Source organism: uncultured Helicobacter sp. (genome assembly GCF_949282165.1).
GTDB lineage: Bacteria > Campylobacterota > Campylobacteria > Campylobacterales > Helicobacteraceae > Helicobacter_F.
Genome location: NZ_CASDOV010000015.1, coordinates 14,567 through 36,403, shown reverse-complemented (window position 1 = coordinate 36,403; position 21,837 = coordinate 14,567). Strand labels below are relative to the sequence as shown.

General features: G+C 47.0%; 25 protein-coding genes and 1 tRNA gene. 15 read left to right on the top strand and 11 right to left on the bottom strand.

Going from position 1 to position 21,837, the window contains the following annotated elements:
• Positions 1 to 192: 192 nt before the first annotated feature.
• Positions 193 to 357 (bottom strand): hypothetical protein, encoded by a 165-nt coding sequence (locus tag ACH2BK_RS07765; RefSeq protein WP_395003153.1) that lies wholly within the window; start codon positions 355 to 357, stop codon positions 193 to 195.
• Between the two features lie 171 nt (positions 358 to 528).
• On the opposite strand from ACH2BK_RS07765, the gene corA reads away from it, so the two are divergent.
• The 3 genes from corA to ACH2BK_RS07750 are packed head-to-tail and all read left to right on the top strand — an operon-like array spanning position 529 to position 2,442.
• Positions 529 to 1,473 carry a magnesium/cobalt transporter CorA gene (gene corA, locus ACH2BK_RS07760; protein WP_394995200.1) on the top strand — a complete coding sequence of 315 codons (945 nt, stop codon included), beginning with the start codon at positions 529 to 531 and terminating at the stop codon, positions 1,471 to 1,473.
• A gap of 38 nt (positions 1,474 to 1,511) precedes the next feature.
• Positions 1,512 to 2,225: a TerC family protein gene (locus tag ACH2BK_RS07755; RefSeq protein ID WP_395003159.1), complete on the top strand. Its 714-nt coding sequence runs from the start codon at positions 1,512 to 1,514 to the stop codon at positions 2,223 to 2,225.
• A 1-nt stretch (position 2,226) separates the two neighbouring features.
• Complete coding sequence (locus ACH2BK_RS07750) at positions 2,227 to 2,442, top strand: hypothetical protein (RefSeq protein ID WP_394995203.1); 216 nt, start codon at positions 2,227 to 2,229, stop codon at positions 2,440 to 2,442.
• A 9-nt stretch (positions 2,443 to 2,451) separates the two neighbouring features.
• Here the strand turns inward: ACH2BK_RS07750 and ACH2BK_RS07745 are convergent, their stop codons facing one another.
• From ACH2BK_RS07745 to ACH2BK_RS07730, 4 genes are all read right to left on the bottom strand, one after another.
• The gene (locus ACH2BK_RS07745; RefSeq protein WP_395003151.1) at positions 2,452 to 3,294 is read right to left on the bottom strand and encodes a hypothetical protein; all 843 of its coding nucleotides are present in this window, start codon (positions 3,292 to 3,294) and stop codon (positions 2,452 to 2,454) included.
• Positions 3,263 to 4,066 (bottom strand): undecaprenyl-diphosphate phosphatase, encoded by an 804-nt coding sequence (locus tag ACH2BK_RS07740; RefSeq protein WP_395003149.1) that lies wholly within the window; start codon positions 4,064 to 4,066, stop codon positions 3,263 to 3,265. The genes ACH2BK_RS07745 and ACH2BK_RS07740 overlap by 32 nt, the downstream gene beginning before the upstream one ends.
• 77 nt (positions 4,067 to 4,143) lie before the next feature.
• Positions 4,144 to 5,310, bottom strand: a complete 1,167-nt coding sequence (locus ACH2BK_RS07735) for a metallophosphoesterase (protein ID WP_394995211.1) — start codon at positions 5,308 to 5,310, stop codon at positions 4,144 to 4,146.
• A gap of 40 nt (positions 5,311 to 5,350) precedes the next feature.
• The gene (locus tag ACH2BK_RS07730; protein ID WP_395003147.1) at positions 5,351 to 5,515 is read right to left on the bottom strand and encodes a hypothetical protein; all 165 of its coding nucleotides are present in this window, start codon (positions 5,513 to 5,515) and stop codon (positions 5,351 to 5,353) included.
• 579 nt (positions 5,516 to 6,094) lie between these two features.
• Between ACH2BK_RS07730 and ilvC the strand changes: the two genes are divergently transcribed.
• A complete protein-coding gene (gene ilvC / locus ACH2BK_RS07725; RefSeq protein ID WP_395003145.1) occupies positions 6,095 to 7,120 on the top strand; it encodes a ketol-acid reductoisomerase in 1,026 nt (341 codons plus the stop codon).
• 418 nt (positions 7,121 to 7,538) lie between these two features.
• Here ilvC and ACH2BK_RS07720 read toward each other — a convergent pair whose 3' ends face one another.
• The 3 genes from ACH2BK_RS07720 to ACH2BK_RS07710 all read right to left on the bottom strand — a co-directional run bounded on the left by ACH2BK_RS07720 (position 7,539) and on the right by ACH2BK_RS07710 (position 9,777).
• The gene (locus tag ACH2BK_RS07720) at positions 7,539 to 7,976 is read right to left on the bottom strand and encodes a globin domain-containing protein (protein ID WP_395003143.1); all 438 of its coding nucleotides are present in this window, start codon (positions 7,974 to 7,976) and stop codon (positions 7,539 to 7,541) included.
• A gap of 134 nt (positions 7,977 to 8,110) precedes the next feature.
• Positions 8,111 to 8,941 carry a hypothetical protein gene (locus tag ACH2BK_RS07715; protein ID WP_395003141.1) on the bottom strand — a complete coding sequence of 277 codons (831 nt, stop codon included), beginning with the start codon at positions 8,939 to 8,941 and terminating at the stop codon, positions 8,111 to 8,113.
• 8 nt (positions 8,942 to 8,949) lie between these two features.
• Positions 8,950 to 9,777, bottom strand: a complete 828-nt coding sequence (locus tag ACH2BK_RS07710; RefSeq protein WP_395003139.1) for a hypothetical protein — start codon at positions 9,775 to 9,777, stop codon at positions 8,950 to 8,952.
• Between the two features lie 204 nt (positions 9,778 to 9,981).
• Here ACH2BK_RS07710 and ACH2BK_RS07705 point away from each other — a divergent pair, with 204 nt between their 5' ends.
• The 3 genes from ACH2BK_RS07705 (at position 9,982) to ACH2BK_RS07695 (ending at position 11,400) form a co-directional block, all read left to right on the top strand.
• Positions 9,982 to 10,191 carry a hypothetical protein gene (locus ACH2BK_RS07705; RefSeq protein WP_395003137.1) on the top strand — a complete coding sequence of 70 codons (210 nt, stop codon included), beginning with the start codon at positions 9,982 to 9,984 and terminating at the stop codon, positions 10,189 to 10,191.
• Between the two features lie 143 nt (positions 10,192 to 10,334).
• On the top strand, positions 10,335 to 11,282 hold the full coding sequence (locus ACH2BK_RS07700) for a hypothetical protein (RefSeq protein ID WP_395003135.1): 948 nt from the start codon (positions 10,335 to 10,337) through the stop codon (positions 11,280 to 11,282).
• 40 nt (positions 11,283 to 11,322) lie between these two features.
• Positions 11,323 to 11,400: transfer RNA gene (locus tag ACH2BK_RS07695), tRNA-Pro, on the top strand.
• Positions 11,401 to 11,465: 65 nt separating this feature from the next.
• Here the strand turns inward: ACH2BK_RS07695 and ACH2BK_RS07690 are convergent.
• Complete coding sequence (locus ACH2BK_RS07690) at positions 11,466 to 12,317, bottom strand: FlxA-like family protein (RefSeq protein WP_395003133.1); 852 nt, start codon at positions 12,315 to 12,317, stop codon at positions 11,466 to 11,468.
• Between the two features lie 40 nt (positions 12,318 to 12,357).
• Positions 12,358 to 13,407: a bifunctional 3,4-dihydroxy-2-butanone 4-phosphate synthase/GTP cyclohydrolase II gene (locus ACH2BK_RS07685; RefSeq protein WP_394995230.1), complete on the bottom strand. Its 1,050-nt coding sequence runs from the start codon at positions 13,405 to 13,407 to the stop codon at positions 12,358 to 12,360.
• Positions 13,408 to 13,607: 200 nt separating this feature from the next.
• Between ACH2BK_RS07685 and ACH2BK_RS07680 the strand changes: the two genes are divergently transcribed.
• The 8 genes from ACH2BK_RS07680 to ACH2BK_RS07645 are packed head-to-tail and all read left to right on the top strand — an operon-like array spanning position 13,608 to position 19,926.
• Positions 13,608 to 15,020 carry a COG3014 family protein gene (locus ACH2BK_RS07680; RefSeq protein ID WP_395003131.1) on the top strand — a complete coding sequence of 471 codons (1,413 nt, stop codon included), beginning with the start codon at positions 13,608 to 13,610 and terminating at the stop codon, positions 15,018 to 15,020.
• A 32-nt stretch (positions 15,021 to 15,052) separates the two neighbouring features.
• Positions 15,053 to 15,664, top strand: coding sequence for a penicillin-binding protein activator LpoB (lpoB, locus tag ACH2BK_RS07675; RefSeq protein WP_394995236.1), 612 nt, complete (start codon positions 15,053 to 15,055; stop codon positions 15,662 to 15,664).
• A 35-nt stretch (positions 15,665 to 15,699) separates the two neighbouring features.
• Entirely contained in the window at positions 15,700 to 16,581 is an 882-nt protein-coding gene (locus tag ACH2BK_RS07670; RefSeq protein ID WP_395003129.1) for an LPP20 family lipoprotein, read from the top strand.
• A gap of 12 nt (positions 16,582 to 16,593) precedes the next feature.
• Positions 16,594 to 17,160, top strand: a complete 567-nt coding sequence (locus ACH2BK_RS07665) for a queuosine precursor transporter (protein WP_394995241.1) — start codon at positions 16,594 to 16,596, stop codon at positions 17,158 to 17,160.
• A complete protein-coding gene (locus tag ACH2BK_RS07660) occupies positions 17,157 to 17,942 on the top strand; it encodes a phosphatidylserine decarboxylase (protein ID WP_394995243.1) in 786 nt (261 codons plus the stop codon). The genes ACH2BK_RS07665 and ACH2BK_RS07660 overlap by 4 nt, the downstream gene beginning before the upstream one ends.
• 9 nt (positions 17,943 to 17,951) lie before the next feature.
• The gene (gene nadA, locus ACH2BK_RS07655; protein WP_395003127.1) at positions 17,952 to 18,974 is read left to right on the top strand and encodes a quinolinate synthase NadA; all 1,023 of its coding nucleotides are present in this window, start codon (positions 17,952 to 17,954) and stop codon (positions 18,972 to 18,974) included.
• 9 nt (positions 18,975 to 18,983) lie between these two features.
• A complete protein-coding gene (locus ACH2BK_RS07650) occupies positions 18,984 to 19,220 on the top strand; it encodes a hypothetical protein (protein WP_395003125.1) in 237 nt (78 codons plus the stop codon).
• A 55-nt stretch (positions 19,221 to 19,275) separates the two neighbouring features.
• Positions 19,276 to 19,926: a hypothetical protein gene (locus tag ACH2BK_RS07645; RefSeq protein ID WP_395003123.1), complete on the top strand. Its 651-nt coding sequence runs from the start codon at positions 19,276 to 19,278 to the stop codon at positions 19,924 to 19,926.
• A 7-nt stretch (positions 19,927 to 19,933) separates the two neighbouring features.
• Here ACH2BK_RS07645 and ACH2BK_RS07640 read toward each other — a convergent pair whose 3' ends face one another.
• On the bottom strand, positions 19,934 to 21,835 hold the full coding sequence (locus tag ACH2BK_RS07640) for a hypothetical protein (protein ID WP_395003121.1): 1,902 nt from the start codon (positions 21,833 to 21,835) through the stop codon (positions 19,934 to 19,936).
• Between the last annotated feature and the right edge of the window lie 2 nt (positions 21,836 to 21,837).

Sequence of the window (21,837 nt, the reverse complement as noted above, 5' to 3'; positions counted from 1 at the left end):
AAAACACAGAATCTAGGAGCTGCAGAGTCTAGGGCATTTACAGAATCTAGCCCGAGAGATTCTAAAACACGCACAGAATCCAAGGAGATTCTAAACAACGCACAAAGACAGAACCTAAGCCCCAAAAAATTTATAGAATCTGACGCAGATTCAGAAATCTAAATCGGCCCGTGCTCACGCACGCACTATTTTTTACATTTGGCAAAGCCTTGCTAGGATTATTTGGCGTTGTGGATTTTGTAAGTTGCTTAGATTTTGCCAATCTTTAGAATCTATGGAACTAGATTCTGCCATTGTTTGAGAATCTAAAACCTTGCAATGCCCCAGATTCTCTATTCCCTTGAGAGTCTCGCTCACAAATATTGCTCTGCTCTTTAAAATCCAAACCGCTAAAAAAGCGCAGTGTGTGGGCAGTGCGTTTCTAAATTAAAGCAAAGCCTAGAGCCTTTACAAGCACGCACTTTGTTTGCTACAATACGCCACACTACAAGGCAGCAGGCTATAAGGAGCAATCTAGGAGGTGCGTAAATGAATGTGTTTGTAAAGCAAAATGGGCTCGTGGTGCGCCAAAAGCTCGATACTACGCAAAATATCCGCGATCAGATTCTGTGGATTGATTTGTTTGAGCCCAGCAGCCTAGAGGTGGATTATATCGCCAATGCGTATAATCTCGACATTCCTACCAAAGAGGAGCGCGAGGAGATCGAGGAGTCGGCGCGCTATTGGGAGGATAGCGGCTCTATCACGATCAACACCTACTTTTTGGTGCGCACAGAGCAGAGCCTCGTCAATGAAACCATCACCTTTATCCTGCACAAAAATATCCTCTTTACTATCCGCTATAGCGAGCTCAAAGTCTTTGAGGAGATTCAGCAAATCGTGCTCGCTAGCCCCAAAATCTTTGAAGATGGCTTTGATTTGGTGAGCAAGATGTTTGAGGCGCGCGTGGAGAAAGACGCGGACTTGCTAGAATCGGCTGCCAAAGAGACGAGAATCCTGCGTAAGAATGTCTTTAATGAAGAGCTCACAGACTATAAGCAAATGCTAGAATCCCTCGCCAACCTCCAAGAGCTCAATATGAGCGTGCGCGATTCGCTCTTTGACAAACGGCGCGCGATCACAGCAATGCTCCGCAGCAGCAAGCCCGATACAGAAACTAAGCAAAGCCTAAGTATCGTGCTAAAGGACCTAAACTCGCTCGTGGAGTTTAACACCGTCAATATGAACGCGCTCGATAATATCCAAACAATCCTCACCAACCAAATCAATATCGAGCAAAACAAAACCATCAAGCTTTTTACCGTCGTAACCGTGGCGATGATGCCCCCCACGCTCATTGGCACGATTTATGGTATGAACTTTGACTATATGCCCGAGACGCATTTGGAGTATGCCTATCCTGTCGTGCTTGTGATAATGATCCTCTCGACAATCTTCCCCATCGTGTATTTTAAGAAAAAGGGGTGGTTGTGATAGAGGCGTTTGCGTGGGTGCTTGAGCCTAGCGCGTGGATGGCGCTACTCACGCTAAGTCTTATGGAGATTGTGCTAGGGATTGATAATATCATCTTTATCGCAGTGCTCACCTCGCGCCTCCCGCAGCATTTGCGCGCGCGAGCACGCCTGCTAGGGCTCGCTCTGGCAATGCTCACGCGTATCGCGCTGCTTAGCCTTATCTTTGTCATCGCCAAGCTCACCGCGCCGCTTTTTAGCCTCGGGGATTTTAGCGTCTCTGGACGCGATTTGGTGCTGTTTTTGGGCGGGCTTTTTCTCATCTACAAAGCCACGATTGAGATTCACCAAATGGCGCAGGGACAGGAGCAAGATTCAAAGATTAGGCAATCTAGTGCCTTTGGATTGGTGCTTGCACAAATCGCGGTGCTTGATATTGTCTTTTCGCTAGATTCTGTCATCACGGCGGTGGGTATGGCAGAAAATCTCGCGGTGATGGTGCTAGCCATAATCATCGCAGTGGGTGTGATGATGATAGCCTCTAAGGGGATTTCGGAGTTTGTGGAGCAAAATCCCACTATCAAGGTTTTAGCCCTTGCGTTTTTGATCCTTATTGGCGTGGCGTTGGTGGCAGATGGGCTGCATTTCCATATCCCTAAGGGGTATTTGTATTTTGCTATCGCTTTTTCACTAAGCGTGGAGTGCATAAACCTCTGGCTTAGCAAAAGACACCGCGCAGATTCTCTACATGCACAAGATTCTAAAGAGGGGTGATATGCGTCTTTGGCTCTTTTACCTAGGACTAGCGATGTGCGTGCTGGGCTATGTGTATATCGGGCTTGGCGTGGTGCTTTTCCCTATAAGCATTTTTTGTCTGATGTATGCGGGCGTGTATCATCTGGGCTTTTGGATTATGATGGCGGGCAATATCCTTGGCTTTAGCATTAGCCTCTTTGTGGATATGAAGCTCCTTGCGAGTATGTTTGTGTAACTCATCGCCTCAAAACTCATAGCCCACACTCACGCCCATAGCCTGCGTGCTATTGTGCGGTTCGTGGTATAAGCCCTGAAACGCGCCATTGCGATACGCGCTATGGGTGCTAGAATCTGCGATATTCCAATACTGCACATACGCCCCAAACGCAATCGCGCCATAATACCCATAGGAGCGCAAATCACGCTTTAGCCCAAGCTCTAAGCGCACGCCATAGCCCCTATCCTGCGTAAAAAAAAGATCGTTATCAAAGCCTATATCGCGAAAATGGCTTGTATTATACCCTCGCAGCAAATGCTGATAGGTTAAAATCCCATAAAGCGACATATCCTGAGAAATGGCGTATTGGGCGTGGAGGAATAGCGGCAGATACACATAGCTCTGCTCCCTATCATACCCACTGCTTGCACTGATGGAATTGTGCAAATCCCACAACCCAAGCCCAAGCCCCGCATACACAAAGCCACCCCTATCCCCATACACAAGCGCGCCAAGGCGGTATTCTAAGGTGTAGTAGGAATCTTGCGAGTTAGTGCGCAATGACGTGCAGATAAGGGGATTGGCGACACTGCACTCGCTGCCCTCATAGCGCGTGATACCGCTAAAGTAGCTCGCACTCAAACGATGGCTAAACCTCTGGTGCGTCGCGCTCACATGGCCACTCACGCCATACATTGCGCCACTAATGCTCATCACTCGCGGCTCCTCATAGCCATAATACCCGCCGCTAAGGCTTATCCCAAACCCAAACCACCGCTCCTTTGCCTGCGCGTAGCCCGCCGCACACACAAGGACGATACAGCAGATCGCACAGAATCTACTCCACAAAAAGCTCGGAATGCGCATCAAACACCCCGCTTGCAAAGAGCGCGAGGAATAGCGCGCCTATGCAGATTCTATAAATCCCAAAGGGCACATAGCTAAAGCGCGAGATAAAAGCTAAGAAAAACTTAATAGCCACAATCGCACACACAAACGCCACAACCCCGCCCACAAGGAGAATATGGACATTTGCCATATCAAGAATATGGAGGTTTTTATACACATCATAGCCCGTGGCGGCAAACATCGTGGGCAGTGCTAGGAGAAAGGAAAATTCCGCTGCCACGCGGCGATTGAGCCCTAGCAATAGCCCGCCTACGATAGTCGCGCCACTGCGCGAAGTGCCCGGTATCATCGCAAGGCATTGCATAAGCCCAATGAGAAACGCCTGCTTGTAGCTCACTTGGGCGATATCGTTAGTCGGATAGATTTTATTTTTGTGCTTATACTCGATGAGCAAAAACACAATCCCGCCCACAATGAGCATTATCGCCACGACATAGCCATCAAAAAGCTGCTTAATATATTTGTAGAGAAATAGCCCACAAATCCCCGTGGGCACGAAGCCTATGCAGAGCTTTATCCAAATATCCACTCCCTGCAACAATCGCTGATAAAACAAAAAAAGCACCGCCAAAATCGAACCAAGCTGGATAGCAATCTCAAAGGTTTTCAAAAACTCATCTTGGGGCAGCCCAAGCACGCTAGAAGCCAAAATCATATGCCCCGTGGAAGAAATGGGAAAAAACTCCGTAAGCCCCTCGATAATCCCTAGCACCACCGCGTCAAATATACTCATCTCACTCCTTTTTCTTTTTGTCAATTCCTCATCATAGCACACTTCTGCTTAGAATCTACGCCCCAACCTACGCCCCGCTACGCCCTTGTGTGCTGCGAGCTTGGCATTAGCTTTAGATTCACAATCTCGCTTGGAGCCAAAAACCGCATCGCCGGTCCCCAAAATCCCACGCCAGAGCTCACATAGAGCTGCGTTTTAGAATCTAGCCTATAAAGCCCGTGGATATAGTGCTGATCGAGCCACACAAAAATCGAGAGGGGGAACACCTGTCCGGCGTGCGTATGCCCACACAGCACGAGATCAAACGCGCTCACATCGTTTTGGCGCACAAACTTTGGCTGATGAGCAAGCAGGATACTAGGCTTTTGCGGGTTTAGCCCACTCTGGGCGCGCCTAATATCTGGGGGCAAAATCCCAAATCGCGATCCTGCCAAATCACTCACGCCCGCGAGATTGAAGCCCTCTAGCTCGATATGCTCGTTTTCAAGCACCTTGAGGTTTAGGGTTTTGAGAAACGCGCTGATAGATTCTATGCCGTGGTAATACTCGTGATTGCCGCTGACATAATACACGCCCTCCCTGCTTTGTAAGTCATTTAGCGGGAGCAAAAACTCCTTGACAAAGGCAATATCCTCATCGACTAAATCCCCCACAATTACGACAATATCGGCATTAAGCGCATTGATAGCCTCCACAATCCCACGCACAAAATCCCCCTGAATCATCTTGCCAATATGCACATCGCTAATCATCGCAATGCTTTTGGGCGTCTCTAAGCCATCAATCTCCACGCTAACTTCGCGCACTTTGGGGATAGAAAGGGCGTTTTTGATACTCTTAGTGCTAAAGAAAACAAAAAGCGCCAAAACCCCCAAATCTAGCACAATTTTTAAAAATCTCCGCCGCCCTGAATCTAGCAGCTCCATCGCGCTTGTATTTGTAGCGCGGGTAGAGATCGCCCTGCCCGCACTGCGCGATATATCCCCAATCACACACGCCAAAAACAAGCCATAGCTCACAATCACACACGAACCAAGCGCGATATAAGTGCGATGATCAAAGCCGCGATCTTTTGCCAAAAAGAAAAACGCAAGCTCCCCCGCATACAGCGCACTAAGTAGCAATATAAGCAAAATCCTATGAGATCTAAACACAACGCTATGGCGCAAAAATCGGCGATAGGCATAGAACTTCATCAATGCTAGCACCGCAAAAATCACCCCAACAACAAGCCAAAGTTTCATCACACTGCCTTTTTATTATATTTAATGCAAGTTTTTTGCTTTAGCAAAAAACTTGTTGCCGCTCGCAGAGAGTGAATCTCTGCTCGCTCCGCTGCGCGAGCATACACGCAACTTTTAAGCGAGATTCTAGAATCTTTGGTGTCGCCACATCATTGACGCCGCTTGGACTAACACCTTTTCTATAAACCGAGCTAGAACCTATCATTTAATGCAAGTTTTTTGCTTTAGCAAAAAACTTGTTATCGGGGCTTAGGGCAGAGCCCCTCGCCCCTCCGCTTACGCGAGCATACACAGAATCTAAATACGAGATTCTAGAATCTTTGGTATCGCCACATCATTGACGCCGCTTGGGCTAACACTTTTTCTATAAACCCGCCTTAGATTCTATAATTTTACGCAAGTTTGCTAAGGCAAACTTGTTGCCGCTCGCAGAGAGTGAATCTCTGCTCGCTCCGCTGCGCGAGCATACACGCAACTTTTAAGCGAGATTCTGTGGTTTTTAGTGTAGCCGCGTCAGGAACGCGATTTGAGCTAGGGCAAGGGAAGCAATCCCCTCACTCCGCCATTGCCAAATCTTGGCGCGCATACACTGCCTAAAATCTAGTGCTTGAGATTGCTTAGATTCTGTGGTGTCGCTTACTGCTTAGATTCTATAAACAACAAGGGTGGCATTATAGCATAGCTCGCACTAGGGAATTTGCCCTGCCAAACTAGGATTTTAGTAAATTTTTATACAAGTTTTGGTGTAATATGTGGTTGTATCAATTTAAGCAAGGAGTTAGCAATGGCATTACAAGTGTATTACGACAAAGATTGTGATTTAAGACTTATTCAAAGCAAAAAGGTAGCCATCATCGGCTTTGGAAGTCAGGGGCACGCACACGCGGAGAATCTGCGTGATAGCGGTGTGGAGGTTGTCATCGGACTTTATAGAGGCGGCAAGAGTTGGGCTAAAGCAGAGGCGAAAAACTTCAAGGTGCTAGAGGTGAGCGAGGCGACAAAATGGGCAGATGTCGTGATGATCCTTATCCCTGATGAGCTGCAAGCTGATGTGTTTGAGCACGACATTAAAGCACATTTGAGCGAGGATAAAATCATCGCCTTTGGGCATGGGTTTAATATCCATTTTGGACAGATTAAAGCCCCAAAAGGCGTGGGTGTGATTATGGTCGCCCCAAAAGCCCCCGGACACACAGTGCGCAGCGAGTTTGTCAAAGGTGGTGGGATTCCAGATTTAATCGCCATAGAGCAGGACACAAGCAGGGGCGATGCTAAGGCGATTGCACTAAGCTATGCCGCAGCCATTGGCGGTGGGCGCAGTGGGATTATCGAGACGACATTTAAAGACGAAACCGAGACGGATTTATTTGGCGAGCAAGCGGTGCTTTGTGGGGGCGTGAGTAGCCTAGTAAAGGCAGGATTTGAGACATTAGTCGAGGCAGGTTATCCTGAAGAGATGGCGTATTTTGAGTGCTTGCACGAGCTAAAGCTAATCGTTGATTTGATGTATGAGGGAGGGCTAGCAACAATGCGGTATTCTATCTCTAATACCGCCGAGTATGGCGATATGATAAGCGGTCCGCGTGTGATAAATGCAGAATCTAAAAAGGCGATGAAAGAGATTTTAAGCGATATTCAAGAGGGACGCTTTGCAAAAGACTTTATCTTAGAGCGCAAAGCGGGATATGCGAGGATGAATGCCGAGCGCAAAAATCTAGCTAATCACAAAATCGAGCAAGTGGGCGAGCGACTACGGGCAATGATGCCTTGGATTGGGGCAGGCAAGCTGGTGGATAAGGACAAAAACTAATCTATCTTTTGTGGGTTTGCCGCACAAGCCCACGCTCCATCAATCCCCTAAAAACGAGACAATAAACCATCAACCTCTAGAATCTACAAAAAGGTGCTAGCTCCAAAAGATTCTAAAATCTAGCCAAAAAACGAAGTATTTGCTCGCGCAAGCGGAGGGGCGAGGGGGCTCTGCCTCAAGCCCCGATACCAAGTTTTTGCCACAAGCAAAAACTTGCATTAAATTATAGAATCTAGCTCGGTTTATAGAAAAGGTGCTAGCCTAAGTGGCGTTCCTGACGAGATTGCACCAAGAGATTCTATAAACTTGCCAAAAAACGCAATGTATGCTCGCGTAAGCGGAGCGAGCGGAGATTCACTCTCCGCGAGCGATAACAAGTTTTTGCCACAAGCAAAAACTTGCATTGATAATGTATAGGCTACTTCCGCGCTTGATAAATTTTTTCTTCAACCTTAATATAAAACTCCGCAATCTCCCCATACGCCTTGCCCCAAGCCTCGATAACCTCATCGCTCGCCGCCTCGCCTAGCACCTCCTTAATCGCCACAAGCAAGCACTCGCCCACAAGCGGATAATGCTCTGGTGCCACATTCAATCTCACATGCGTTTTGCCAATGTTTTCCACAAAAGCGCGACTTTTCTCTAGGTTATCGATATTGTTTGCAGCATTTAAAATCGCCATTGCGAGGGCTTTTGGCTGCTTGCCATTTTTTTGCTTTTCCATATCAAACATACCTTGCACCTGCGGATAACGCGAAAAAAGCTCGCGATAAAACACCTTTGTGATGTCCTCTCCATACTGCTTGAGTGCCGGAATCGTGCTTTTTACAATCTCTTTTGTCTGTGTGTCTAACATATCTTTCCTTTGTTTTAAAATTTTGAAACGACATTCTATAAAAAACCCAAAACAAAAAAATTGACTTATGTTAATAAGCACTAAGAGATTCTATAACGACAAGAGAGTGCCAAAAACAAGCAGCCAAGCAATGCCTAAAAGCTATAGAGATATTGCAGCGTGATGGTGTGCGTTTTGTTTCTAGGCTCATAGAGATACCCGCGCAATCCTGTCACACTTGAGGTGAGAAACACGCTTGATGGTGAAGCAGCAATGCTCCAAAACTCATACACAAGCCGTATGGTATTGACATTCTCATCTCTGCCCTTAAAGCTCAAACCCACAAAAGACTTTAGCCCAAATCCAGAATCCTGCTTGACTATCAAATCCCCACTATAATGCCACTGACTAGCCAAGCTCTTATGATCCCCAAACACGAGATAATTATAGCCTAGCAGATACTCCAAGCCGAGTTTTCGCCCTAGGCGCACTTCGCCCTCAATCTCAAGGGGCACATACAAGTAGCCCTGATGGCGCACCATAGACAAAAAACCATCACGATAGAATCTATACCCCACTCCCGCCTGTGCATAAAGCGTGGCATTAGACGCACCAAAAAAATGCGAGAGGAGATCATAGCCCGCCTTAAACTCTCCGTGATAAATTGTCGCGCTTGTTGGTTGCTTAAGCGGTTTGCCCCTTAAGTCCGGATTGCTTGAATCTAGCACGCTCCCTGTATAAAGCCCTATGACAAAGCTCGCGTCTGCACTCACCTCTACTTTAATGCCATTTTTGGCATAGCCAAGATTACCCACAATCCCAAACAACGCCTCATCTGTGTGCATAAAAGGCGCACCCACCTGATCCCACTCGCCATAGTAATAATACCCTAGCCCAAAACCAAGCGATTTATACAAGCCCTCTTTTATCACATCTGCTGCCGCTAGAGGCAAGATACACAGAAAAATCCCATAAAACCTTTTCATTTTACCTCCTAAAACCCAAATCCAAACTGCACACCCACATAATATGTGCTATTTTTGGGATAATACACATTTGCATCGGTAGTGAGCTTATTATCTCCCGCAGCGGGGACAAGCACGGAGCTGGATTCCCCAAGATCGTAGTAGCGTGCGTGCAAACGCGTGAAAAAATACACATCATTGCGCACATCATACGCCACTCCCAAATGCCCACCTAGATACAAGCCACCCTCCTTAAAGCGCGTCCTATACGCTTTCTCGTCACTGATATGCAAAAAATCCGCATAGCCCATCGTGTATCCCGCACCCGCGCTATATTCTAAATGCGTCTTTGAGGCGATGCGCGTCCTTGCCTCAAGCTCGAGATAAAAGCTCTGTGAATAGAGTATCGTGTTAAACACACCCTCGGCCTGCCCGGCTAAGAGCTGATCGGAGCGCCACACGATATTAAGATACAGAGGGAAATCCCATCTTTGCGCCTTTGCATGGAGATTGTAACCAAACTTGGAAGTGTTATTAAACACTAGGAGAGCAGAGCCTTTGCGGGTAGGCTCTGTGTTGGGCGTGGTGATGATGGGGAGATTTTCTCCGCTATATCTTAGAGCCCCACCGCCCCCGAGCACAAATTCCCCACCGATTTTCCAAATATCGTGATAGATATACTCTCCATTGACATACAAACCACTGATTACAGAATCTATCCTAGCACTGCCCGCACTATGCCCAAAGCCCGAAACCTCCAAGCCCACAAGCCACAAAAACCCATGCCGCTCTCTAGTCTCATCGCCCAAGGCACACGAGAGACACCAAAGCCCTAAGCTCACAAATATTTTACACAAACCCCGTCTTTGCATTACGCTACCTTTGCTACAGTTAGATAAATCTCTATACATTCTTACATAGTTTTTTGTCATCTAGCTACATAAGCTAAAAAAAACTTGTTTTTTTTTTTTTTGATAATTACCAAAGGAAACAGCTTATGTGTGCCTTAAGATATTTTGTCCTATAATCGCGCCATTTTAAACCACAGCAAGGAGCGAGCGATGAAAGCACTTTTGCGCCCCATAGTCGATAAGATACGCACACACCTCACATTTTCCACCCACCAAAGACTTGACAAACTCTCTATGCTCCTTGGCAAAGAGTTCTCCCTGCGCAACGCCCATTTGGCAGCGAACGCAATGCCTAAGGCGACATCTCATACTACTTCTAATGCTACATTGGGGGGGGGGGGCAGGAGCCAACACCTCTAAAACCTAAAACCACCAGCGACATTACAGAATCTAAGCAGTCTCAAGCACTAAATTGGGGCAGTGTATGTGCGCCAAGATTCAATAATGGCGGAGCGAGTGGAGATTCACTCTCCACGAGCGATAGCAATTTGCCACAAGCAAATTTGGTTTATAGAAAAGGCGTTAGCCCAAGTGGCGTTGATGAGGTGGCGGCACCAAAGCGCGACTTAGATTCTAAAAAATCTTTTGTATGTTCGCGCAGCGGAGACAATGGGGGCTTAGCTCCCATTGACGATAGCAATTTGTCAAAGACAAATTGCAATATATCAATAGAATCTAGCGAGTTTAGCGTATATAGCCAAAATGGCGAAGATGGGATTATTGACTTTTTGCTCCATATTTTGGATTTGAGTGCGTATCCGCGCGCCTTTGTGGAGTTTGGTGTAGAAAACTACACAGAATCCAACACGAGATTTTTGCTCAAACTAAGGAATTTTCAGGGGCTTGTGATTGATGGCTCGCAGGCAAATATCGACTACATCAAGCGCGATGAAGTGTATTGGAAGCACGATTTGCACGCTAAATGCGCATTTATCACCAAGGACAATATCAACGCCATCATTCAGGAATGGCTAGATTCTAGGGATTTGGACAATGTCGCGCTGCTTAGCATCGATATCGATGGCAACGACTACTATGTGTGGGAAAATCTCACCTGCATCGCTCCAGCCATCGTCGTGATAGAATACAACGCCATTTTTGGCGCGACACAAAGCGTGAGCGTCCCATACAGAGAGGACTTTGATAGATTCAAAGCCCATTATAGTGGATTGTATTTTGGGGCGAGCATTAGGGCATTGATAGATTTGGGCTCTCACAAGGGCTATGCCTTTGTGGGGGCGGATTCTAGCGGGACAAATCTCTTTTTTGTGAAGCGTGAGATTCTCAAAAACACACAGCCTTTTAGAATCTACCCCCTAGAGGAGTATTGCCAACGCCACCACGCACGACAAAGCCGCGACATAAACGGAAAGCTAAGCTTCATAAGCCACACCAAGCGCGCCGAGCTCATCGCCGCCCTCCCGCTCCATAGCCCAAAGCCACAGCATTAAGCACAATTTGAGGAAAGTCTGCGTATAATTGCGACTTTTGCGGAGTATAGCGCAGTCTGGCTAGCGCACACCCTTGGGGTGGGTGAGGTCGTGGGTTCAAATCCCGCTACTCCGACCATTACTTTTGCAACGGCACTCCAACATATTCTCACATCCACCCAAACTCTTAGATTCTAAAACTCATCAAAACACATATTGATACGCGAGCGTGAGCATATTGCTGACTTTGATATCCTTTTGTGTGGGCATAATCCTATAGCCCACCTCAACTCTATGAATCTGCCGCCACGTCAGAGCCGCGCCGATATTGTATGCGCCCAAATACCCGCTATGGCGTCCATAAAATTTCGCATACCCATCGCCATATTGCAACTCATTCCTATACAGAGCCCACATCTGCGAAACTCCACCAAACACGCCCATAGAAAATTTCCTAAAATGCGCATCGAGCATCACATCGAGATTAAGCGAGTGGAGATTGACATACCCTATGTGCATAATGTCCTCGCGCTCGTGTGCCTCCGCGCCATTGGCACTCTCAGCATACGCCCTCACGCCCAAAAATCCAAAATAATGCTGATACCCCGCCCTTAGCACAAATGACACGATCCCAAAATCCTCCCCCCTACCATCATCATAGACATACAATCCCCCAAAACCGCCGCCGATAAAGAGCCCATAACGCTTGCGCTCTGTGCTCTTAGAGAAGGGTGCTTTGAGCGCATTGACTTCATCTTGGAGTTGTTGTATCTGGGCTTTTAGGGAGTGAATCTGCTCCTGTGTCGTGCGCGCCTCTGCACTCTGTGCCTCCGTGCTCATAGAGGCGTCTTTACTCACAGAATCTACAGAATCTTTGGCTTGTCTAGATTCTGTATCATTTGGGCTAGCAGCAGCGATATGGGATTTTAGGGGAGATTCTAAGTCTTTGGTGGAGGTTTCTTGGAGTGTGGTGTGTGATTGAGGAGGGCTAGGCTGAGCTATTACACTCCCCATACACACAAATCCTAGCCATAAGATTCTAAAACAAGCGCCCAAATAACGCCTTCGTGTGCGAAGTCTTATCAGCAGCACGGCTCTATCTCGCCTCACTCTCATATGGCAGCACCTTTTGTGTTAGATTTAGATTAAACCCACTAAGTGTGTTAAATGCCATACTCGCACTCTCTGCGCTTGAGTGCAGTAGCCTAAACTCCTCTATGCCTAGCTCTCGCAGAATCTGCGCGCCAATGCCTAGCGTCTTTAGATCCTGCTGTGGCTTGGTATCAAGGCAGATGAGATAGCCACCCTCATTTTGGAGCATTTCCACACTTTGCATAAATACCTTATGCGCCTGCAGAGAATCTTCAAAATATTCATAATCCTTTCTAATGGTGTGAAACTTCACAAGCGGCGTCTTGCACTCCCCTAGATTAAACCCATACACGATATGCTGGTGCTGGATATGATCTAAAAATGTGTATTTGAGGCAAGGCTTATCAAGGAAGTGCGCCTCTAGCCTGCCCTGCAATGTGATGAGCTTCTCATACTGCAAGCGGTATTGGATGAGATCTGAGACATAGAGAATCTTGAGATTATGCTCCTTAGCAAACGCCACGATATCCGTATCGCGCGCCATCGTGCCGTCGTTTTTCATAATCTCACAAATCACGCTAATTGGCTTCACTCCCGCAAGGCGACAAATATCCACGCTCGCCTCTGTATGCCCCGTGCGCACGAGCACCCCGCCTTCTTTAGCAATAAGCGGGAAGATATGCCCCGGGCGCACAAAATCCTTTGGCGTGGTGTAATCCTGACACATAAGCTGTATCGTCAAATCCCGCTCGTGCGCAGAAATCCCTGTCTTAGCACTTGCGGCGTCGATAGATATCGTGAAAGCCGTTTCGTGATTGGAGCTATTTGTCTCCACCATAGGCGCGAGATCAAGACGCGTGGCGATATCTTGGGTGAGTGAGACACAAATGAGCCCGCGCGCCTCCTTTGCCATAAAGTTGATTTTCTCTGGCGTGCTAAAAATCCCCGCCATCACTAAATCCCCTTCATTCTCCCTGTCTTCATCGTCCATAATGATGATCATCTCGCCCCTCTTAATAGCCTGCAGAGCCTCTAAAACGCGTTGTTTATACATAGAATCTAGCCTTTAGTATTTAATGAAAGTTGGCACAAACCTTAGGCAAGGATTATAGCTTTTCAATCCTTAAGATTCTCGCTGCATTCTAGGGTATTTATTGCCTTGTCTTTAAGGATAGGAATTATACAATGTCGCGCTTTGCTTGATAAGGACAAATCTCCATGCTTACACCACCATCACTAATGTAAGGAGTGATAATGAAAACATCAAGTTATCTCGCCACGCTCTTTATGCTGGTATTTGCCATTAGTGGCTGCTCGCACCAAGGCGCTATGCAGAAGTTTAACGACAAGTATTATGGCGGGGATTTGGAGGGTGCGTATAGCTTTGCCAAATCCAAATACGATAGCAAAGACGATGAAGTGCTATGGGGATTTGAATCTGGTATCGTGGCTTCGCAACTCAATAATCAAGAGAGTTTCACAATCCTTGATGAGAGCGAGAAAATCTTTAGCCAATACGAGCAGGAGGGCTTGTTTTCTGGGATTTTTAGCGGTGCGGCGGCGGTAATAGTCAATGAAAATGTCAAAACCTATCGTGGCAACATCTATGAGGGTGTGCTGATGAACTACTACAAGGCACTCGTGCTGATGAAAGAGGGCAAAAACGCGCTTGCTAGGGTAGAGTTTAACCGCGCTAACGATCGCCAAAGACGCGCCAAAGACTACTTTAGGAAGGATATTGAACAAGCCCTCACTAATCAAGAGGTGCAAAATAGCCAAAATAGCAATATGCAAAAGGTTGATAAAAATCATACCGCCAAAGCAGCGAAGACACTCCTTGCTAAACAATACTCTAATCTTAATGCCTATCAAGCCTATAACAACTTCATAAATCCCGCGGTGAGCTATGTCTCTGCGCTATTTTTTATGCTTGAATCTGATTGGGCAAAGTCGCTTGATCTCTACAAAGAATCCTATGGTATGAGTAAGGCAGAGGTGATCGATGAGGATATACGCGTGCTAGAATCTCGCAGAAAACGCGGCAGTGGCACATACACATGGCTTATCATCGAAGATGGTATGAGTCCGACAAAAGAAGAGATCTCTATCAATCTCCCCACATATTTGGTGAGTAGCAGCGTGCTGCATGTGGGTGTGGCACTCCCTAAGCTCATAAATGGCAAGGAGTTTCATACCAATCTCAATGTCAAAGGCAACAACAAAACATTCAAAGCCTCTACAATCGCTGATCTTGAGGGCGTGATCACCAATGAGTTTCAAGCACAATTTGACTTTATCATAGCAAGAGCCATAAGCTCGGCAGTGCTAAAAGCCCTCACGCAATCCGTGCTAAGCGATCAAGCCGGGATTTATGGGAGTTTGGCAGGTATGATTTATTCTGCGAGCACGACTTCAGCAGATGTGAGAATCTCAAGCGTTTTGCCCAAAAAGATTCACGCGGTGCAGATACCAAACACTGCAGGATCTTATCAGCTCATAGGCAACCAAAAACCGCTCATAAACCTCGAGATCTCCGCAGCTTGCAAGCCCCAAGGCAACGAAAAGTTGAGCGCGGAAAAATTGATTTTGTGTCAAAAAAATGATAACATTCTCTACATTCGGTTGCGTCCCACAACCATAAGTATCCAAAAACTGCGCGGGCAGTGAGATTTGAAACCAAAGCAAAAAGGGAGCAAAAAATGAAAAAAATCTCAAGAGTGTTTTTAGGTTTAGTGAGTGTGCTTGTCTTTAGCGCGTGCAACAATGGGCCCGAGTATGTGGATGCGGGAGATTCACGAGCGTATGCGAGTATGGGGCTAGATTATCACGATATCGAAAGTGTGGCAGAAAAATCCATCGCTTCTCTGCTCTCAAGCGGCTATGTGCGGGGCATTAAACAACCAAAAGTGCTTGTGATTTCAGACATTATCAACGATACAATGCAAAATATTGATGTCGAGCAGCTTAGCAGGAAGATTACGCGAGATATGCGCAATAGCGGGAAGTTCAAGCTCTCGCTTGCCATCTCGGGCAGTGGGGCAAGCGGCGATAAGATGATAGATTCTATAAGGGCAAAGACGCGCGGCAATGAGGAGTTTGATCAATATAGCGTGATTGAAAAAGGGCAGCTAAAGGGCGCGCAGCTCTCACTCTCTGGCAAGATTTGGCAAAAAAATGTCAAGGTTAGTGGCAAGCAACGCACGGATTATTTTTTCCTGCTCACACTTACTGATCTAGCCACGGGCGAAGTCGTGTGGGATGATGAGGCAAATATCATCAAAGTGGGTTCTAATAAATCCGTGAGTTGGTAAGAATCTTAGAGATGGCAAAGTAGATAAGGGCAGTTATGCGTGTATTGTGGGCAGCGATGGGGGCTTTGCTTTTGCTAGGGTGTCAAGATAGTCCCAAGCCGCCAAGCTGGTATTACCAAAGCCAAAACGACAAGGACAATCTCTATGGCGTGGCGAGTGATAAAAATCTCCAAGCTGCCAAGGACAATGCTATCACTGATATGCTCTCCCATCTCCAAGTCAATGTGAGATCAAGCACGAGTTTGTCGCAAAAATATAGCGATGGGATAGAATCTAGCAATATGTCCCAAGTGATTGAAAAAAGCATCTCCCAAACCACGCTAAGCAATGTCTCCTATCAGGCAGAGCACGTTGGGAATGTGTATTTTGTGCGTGCAATGGTAGAAAAACAAGATTTTATCGCTCAACTGAAAAAAGAGCAAAAAAGCGCGCTTGATACCCTGCAATCCCTCAATCTCGCGTGTGGGGATATCACACTAAAAGAATACAATACACTTCTCCAAGAGCTTGGCAAGGCACTAGGGGCACAAAACTATCTCAACGCGCTAGGTGCTTCTAGCAATGCCTCTGCTCTGCTCTATGCTGATATATTAGAATCCAACTCGCCAAAGCCTCGTATCGCCCTTGTGATTGAAAATCCCACACAGGAAGGTGCGTCCGTACTCACAACCCATCTACAAAAAGAATTGGTAAAATTCTATCGCCTAGATTCACAAGCCTCGCAGCAACTTCGCGTCTCCTTCCAAATGCCTAGCCCTGCGAGTATCAAGGCCAATATCACGATTATAGACTGCAAGGGCAACCCCACCTTTGTCACACAGATTTCAGAATCCCTCCCAAACAATACCGATGTCGATAAACTCGCCGGACGCGTAGGCGTGCTCATGTATAAAAAGCTTTTGGAATACGCACAATAAACTATGACACAAATGAGTAAGCACACATTTATTCTCTCTGCACTAGGCTTTGCCGCCATCATCGTGCTAGCAAATTTTAGCGTGCAATACCCCGTCTTTGGCACGCATTTAACCTATGGTGCGCTGTGCTACCCGCTAAGTTTTTTGCTAATGAATATCTTAAGTGAAAAATATAGTAGGGCTCAAGTGCTAAAAACCCTGCGCCTAGGGCTTGTGCTAGCGTTTATCCCGAGTATTTTTGCTGCAGAATTTCGCATAGCCTGCGCGAGTGTGTGTGCGTTTTGCTGCTCGCAAGTGCTTGATGTGTATGTGTTTTTTTATCTCAAACAAAAATTCCCAAAAATCTGGTATCTGCGCAGCAATGGTGCGAGCTTGCTCTCCCAATGTATCGATACGATGATTTTCTTTCATATCGCCTTTTTGTTTGTCCAACCTCACGCAGATGTGCTGCTGATGGCACTCTGGGATTATGCGATAAAAATCCTTCTGTGCGTATGCAACACGCCGCTTTTTTGGGGCTTTGCCATACGCGGCAAAACCCTCCATAAAACCACTTCTCACAAAAAGGATTCTCTATGACAAACCTCATCTCGCGCCTTTTTGGTGCATTCGCCTCCACGGCTTTCCCTAGGGTAATTCAGTCTTTTATCAATCGCGTGTATGTCGCGATTTTTCACATCGATCTCAGCGAGTTTGAGGAGAGCGCAAACTTCACCACGCTTAACAAACTCTTTACGCGCAAGCTTAGACACCCACGCGCTTTTGATGCCACACCAAATGTGCTCATCTCCCCCACAGATTCCCTCATCACAGAATCTGCCAAAACCTCCCAACACAAAGCCCTGCAAATTAAAGGAATGGGCTATGATATAAACGAGCTTTTGGGCGAGCAGATCCCCCAAAATACGGAGTTTACCTACATAAACCTCTACCTTTCCCCGCGTGATTACCACCGCTACCACGCCCCTTGCGATATGCAAATTGAGGAGATTCGGTATTTTGGCGGGGAGCTGCTCCCTGTGCATATCCCAGCACTCAAAAAGTTTGCCAATCTCTTTATCCGTAATGAGCGCGTGGTGCTAAAGGCGAGTATGCACAATGGCAAAAGGCTGTATTTTGTCGCAGTGGGTGCGCTCAATGTGGGCTCGATTGTCTTTCATTGTGAGCCAAAGATTCACACCAATGCCAAAAAAGGCAACCAAACCTACACCTACGCCACGCCCATTGCTATCAAAAAGGGCGAGGAGCTTGGAATGTTTAATATGGGCTCAACTATCGTGCTTTTTATCGAGGATTTCACACCCCAGATTGAGAGCGGCACTAAGGTGCGATACGCACAGAATCTTGGGATTTTATCATAAGGAGGGATTATGTCGGCTACACCAGAAACACTCACTTTAGAGATTAAGGACTTGCTCCACAAGCTTGATGCGCTTTTGGTGGCGCATTTCTACCAACGCGATGAGATTGTATCTCTCGCGCATTTGTGCGGCGATAGCCTCGAGCTCTCGCGTAAGGCTTCCCAAAGCCCCAAAAACCTCATCGTGTTTTGTGGCGTGGCGTTTATGGGGCAAAGCGTCAAAGTCCTCGCCCCACAAAAGCGCGTGATTATGCCCAAAATGGCGTGCTGCTCTATGGCAAGGATGATAGATTCGGAGTATTTTGACAAAAGTATCGCCACGCTGCAGAGCTATGGCGTAGCAAGAGAGGAGATTTTCCCCATCACTTATATCAACTCCAATGCCGATGTGAAAGCCAAAGTCGCCAAAATGGGCGGGCTTGTCTGCACGAGCGCCAATGCGCAAAAAATCTTTGACTACGCCAAGGCTAAGGGCAAAAAAATCTTTTTCCTCCCTGATAAATGCCTAGGACAGAATCTCGCCATAGCCGATAACAAAAAATCCTGTGTGCTAGGAAGTGCGAGCAAGGAAGAGATCCTAGAGAGCGATGTGGTGTGCTATGATGGGTTTTGCTCAGTCCATCAGCTCTTTAGCATAAGCGATGTGGAGTTTTATCGCCAAAAGTATCCAGATATCAAGGTCGTCGTGCATCCCGAGTGCGATCCGAGCGTGGTGAGTGTCGCGGATTTTGTGGGCTCGACAAGCCAAATCATCGCCTATGTGCAAAGCCTGCCCTTAGAGCAAAAAGTGGTGGTTGGCACGGAGTTTAACCTCGTCAATCGCCTGCGCCCTAAACTCAATGGAGTGAGCACCACCTTTGTGCTCTCTGCCTCTAAGCCCGAGTGCCCCACGATGAATGAAACAACGCTCCAAGATTTGCTAGATTGCCTAAGGGCGTATGAAGATGGTATGCCAATTAATGAAGTGCTTTTGGATTCTGACACGCAGCATTGGGCAAAAATCGCGCTTGATAGAATGCTAGAGCTTTCATAAAGGATTAGTATGCTAGCCCCCATCGTGCTCTTTGTGCATAACCGCCTAGCCCACACCCAAAAAGTGATCCAAAGCCTTGCACAAAATGCCCTAAGCCCGCGCAGCGATCTCATCATCTACTCAGACGCGCCCAAAAATGCAGAATCTACCCCGCAAGTCCTCGCCGTGCGCGCATACATAGCATCACTAAAAGAATCTCTAAACATACAAGGGGGGGGGGCAATTCAAAAGTATTACTATCATTGAACGCCCTCATAATTTTGGCTTAGCAGATTCTATCATCGATGGCGTAAGTGCCACGATGAGACAATATGGCAAAGCCATCGTTTTAGAAGATGATATTCTCGTCTCGCCCGTGTTTTTGGACTATATGAATGACGCGCTAAATCGCTACGAGCGAGAAAAGCGAGTGTGGAGCATTAGCGCGTGGTCACACCCCATAGATTCTACGGGTTTAGGCGATAGCTATTTTTGGTGCATACCCCACTGCTGGGGCTGGGCTAGCTGGAATGATAGATGGCAGTATTTTAAACGCGACATTGCGTGGGTGGAGCAAAACTTTAGCAAAGCCGATATCAAAGCCATCGATCTCAATGGTGCTTTGCGCTACTATGAGCAATTTATCCTCAACAAAAAGGGCAAGCTCAAAACTTGGGCAATCTTTAACTACCTCATAGCCTACAAGCACAACGCCCTAACCCTCACGCCTAGCCGCTCATATATCTATCAGCTCGGATTTGATGGGAGTGGCGTGCATTGCGGAGAGGAGGGCAATGTCTATAACCCACCCGCGCTTAATACAAAATTTCCAATCGCCTATCCCGATGAGATTGCACTCTCCCAACTCGCGTTTGATAGAATCTGCGCGTTTGAAAACTCTCTCAAAAAACCGCTACTAGTGAGAATAAAAAACAAACTCATACGGATTGCCAAAAAAATTTTCGCTACCTAAGGGCTTCTTATGCGCCTTGTGAATCTTGCGTGGTTGGACTAGGAGAGTCTTGCTCTTTGGATTTGGGCAGGGTATCCACCAAAAGCAATTTGTGATTTTTTTTATCGATGATGATATGGCTTTGCTTGGCATCTTGGAGCGTGAGCATATCACGCCCCTTTTTGGGGAACAAATACTCATAAAACACCTCGTTGTGGTTATTCCACGGACTATGGATGAGGATTTTTGCCTTTTTTAACCCCTCATCTATCTCTTGCAGGGCGTTGTTGCTTGCCTTGGCACTGGCTTGAAGCGACAAAATGCGCTCTTTTAAAAAGCGTGCGCGCTTGAGCGTTAGGACATATTCCGCCACCGCCTTTGTGATTTTAGAATCTATTGGCTCTTGTAGTCGCTTCTTTTCTTCTATGATCGCTTTGAGCGGGGCGATGATGGGCTTGCTCTGCTTGATGAGTGCGTTGTTTTTGTTTAGCAAATGCAAAAGCGCGTTTATCTTTTGGATACAATGCTCTATTTGGGCATTGCTACGCTCTATGGCTTCACGCAGCGCATAATAGCCCGTCGTTAAATATATCTCATTTTCGCTCCCCACAAGCGTTTGTAGCTCTAGCGTATCGGAGACATACACTTTGGCGTGGGAGTGCAGTTTGTGAATCTTAAGATTCTTCGCACGCACGCTGCCCCCACTCACTTCATCAATCTCGACTTCACGCCCATCAATATGCCCCATTTCTGAATGCTTAATCTTAATATCCTCCGCCCTCACACTGCCTTTTAAAAAATCAATCTCACAACGCCTCGCCCTGACACTCGAGCTCTGGTGCGTCTGTCCATGAATCTTCACATCCACACCGATGATTTGCGCCTTTTCCCCCACAGAACCCACGATATCTATCTGCGCTGCCTCCAGCATCGTCCCCTGCCCTAGCGCGTCGTTTTGGGGATTTGGGCAAGTGATGGTAACCATCATATCTTTTTCTATCCCGCCCACGAGACTCCCGGTTGAGCGCATAGTGATTTCTTTAAATTCTTGGAGCTCAAGGAGTTTGAGGGTATTATCGCTAAAAGACACAAAGCCCTTGCTAAGCGCGGTATAGACGATACTCCCCTCCTGCTCTAGCTTGCTAAAAAGCTTGTCATCGTATATGATGGCTAGCGGCTTTTTAGAATCTAAGCTAGATTCTGATTGTGTCTCAATCTCCACATAACGCCCCGCTAGATCCCTCCCGCTCACGCCATCTTGTGGCACACTCACGCACAAAACCTCCTCTTGCGCATCCACCGCATACGAGGCAGCCTCTAAGCTCATAGCATTTTTGCGCTCCCACGCCACTTTGGGCAGCAGCACCGCACTTGAGTGAATCTGTGGCTTATACACACTCGTGCGCAAAATCTCTACCCGCACATCATCATCTAGCACGCCCGAGAGATCACCACATTGTGTTTTGAGATTAGCAATTGCGCTAGGTTTTAGTGCTTCATCAAGGGGCTCAATGATAACGCCACACAGAGCCTTTTGGCATTCTATCTCGTGGTAGAGCTCCTCCCAAAACTGCTCACTAGCTATCTCTAGCCCTTGCCTTAAGACAAGCGTGAGTGTGTGGCGATACGCATCCACTTCCAAAGCCACAAAATGCACCAAATCACTTTCCCTAGCCTCGCGCACACTAATATCAAAACTCTGACTAACCTCAAATCCCGCCGCATTATACGCGCCCTCATCTTGCATAAGATTTGCAAACTCCTCTACGCTAAGCGCGATTCTCTCTTGCTGATTGCTAAATTGCTTAAAAGTGCGGATACGCAAAATCTCATACACAGCTCCCTTAAGCGCGTATGTGGCGCAAATACTCTCTAAACATTCCTTAATATCCCAGACATCACGCACCACCACAGAGTGAAAATCCTGCATCC

What these genes read in the sequence shown, in the direction of transcription:
- ACH2BK_RS07730 (WP_395003147.1), bottom strand. Translation starts at nt 5,515, where the DNA reads ATGATAGGTTCTAGCTCGGTTTATAGAAAAGGTGTTAGTCCAAGCGGC.
- ilvC (WP_395003145.1), top strand. Translation starts at nt 6,095, where the DNA reads ATGGCATTACAAGTGTATTACGACAAAGATTGTGATTTAAGACTTATT.
- ACH2BK_RS07735 (WP_394995211.1), bottom strand. Translation starts at nt 5,310, where the DNA reads ATGAAACTTTGGCTTGTTGTTGGGGTGATTTTTGCGGTGCTAGCATTG.
- nadA (WP_395003127.1), top strand. Translation starts at nt 17,952, where the DNA reads ATGTCGGCTACACCAGAAACACTCACTTTAGAGATTAAGGACTTGCTC.
- ACH2BK_RS07650 (WP_395003125.1), top strand. Translation starts at nt 18,984, where the DNA reads ATGCTAGCCCCCATCGTGCTCTTTGTGCATAACCGCCTAGCCCACACC.
- ACH2BK_RS07645 (WP_395003123.1), top strand. Translation starts at nt 19,276, where the DNA reads ATGAGACAATATGGCAAAGCCATCGTTTTAGAAGATGATATTCTCGTC.
- ACH2BK_RS07740 (WP_395003149.1), bottom strand. Translation starts at nt 4,066, where the DNA reads ATGAGTATATTTGACGCGGTGGTGCTAGGGATTATCGAGGGGCTTACG.
- corA (WP_394995200.1), top strand. Translation starts at nt 529, where the DNA reads ATGAATGTGTTTGTAAAGCAAAATGGGCTCGTGGTGCGCCAAAAGCTC.
- ACH2BK_RS07680 (WP_395003131.1), top strand. Translation starts at nt 13,608, where the DNA reads ATGAAAACATCAAGTTATCTCGCCACGCTCTTTATGCTGGTATTTGCC.
- ACH2BK_RS07660 (WP_394995243.1), top strand. Translation starts at nt 17,157, where the DNA reads ATGACAAACCTCATCTCGCGCCTTTTTGGTGCATTCGCCTCCACGGCT.
- ACH2BK_RS07750 (WP_394995203.1), top strand. Translation starts at nt 2,227, where the DNA reads ATGCGTCTTTGGCTCTTTTACCTAGGACTAGCGATGTGCGTGCTGGGC.
- ACH2BK_RS07685 (WP_394995230.1), bottom strand. Translation starts at nt 13,407, where the DNA reads ATGTATAAACAACGCGTTTTAGAGGCTCTGCAGGCTATTAAGAGGGGC.
- ACH2BK_RS07720 (WP_395003143.1), bottom strand. Translation starts at nt 7,976, where the DNA reads ATGTTAGACACACAGACAAAAGAGATTGTAAAAAGCACGATTCCGGCA.
- ACH2BK_RS07665 (WP_394995241.1), top strand. Translation starts at nt 16,594, where the DNA reads ATGAGTAAGCACACATTTATTCTCTCTGCACTAGGCTTTGCCGCCATC.
- lpoB (WP_394995236.1), top strand. Translation starts at nt 15,053, where the DNA reads ATGAAAAAAATCTCAAGAGTGTTTTTAGGTTTAGTGAGTGTGCTTGTC.
- ACH2BK_RS07705 (WP_395003137.1), top strand. Translation starts at nt 9,982, where the DNA reads ATGAAAGCACTTTTGCGCCCCATAGTCGATAAGATACGCACACACCTC.
- ACH2BK_RS07755 (WP_395003159.1), top strand. Translation starts at nt 1,512, where the DNA reads ATGGCGCTACTCACGCTAAGTCTTATGGAGATTGTGCTAGGGATTGAT.
- ACH2BK_RS07640 (WP_395003121.1), bottom strand. Translation starts at nt 21,835, where the DNA reads ATGCAGGATTTTCACTCTGTGGTGGTGCGTGATGTCTGGGATATTAAG.
- ACH2BK_RS07670 (WP_395003129.1), top strand. Translation starts at nt 15,700, where the DNA reads ATGCGTGTATTGTGGGCAGCGATGGGGGCTTTGCTTTTGCTAGGGTGT.
- ACH2BK_RS07715 (WP_395003141.1), bottom strand. Translation starts at nt 8,941, where the DNA reads ATGAAAAGGTTTTATGGGATTTTTCTGTGTATCTTGCCTCTAGCGGCA.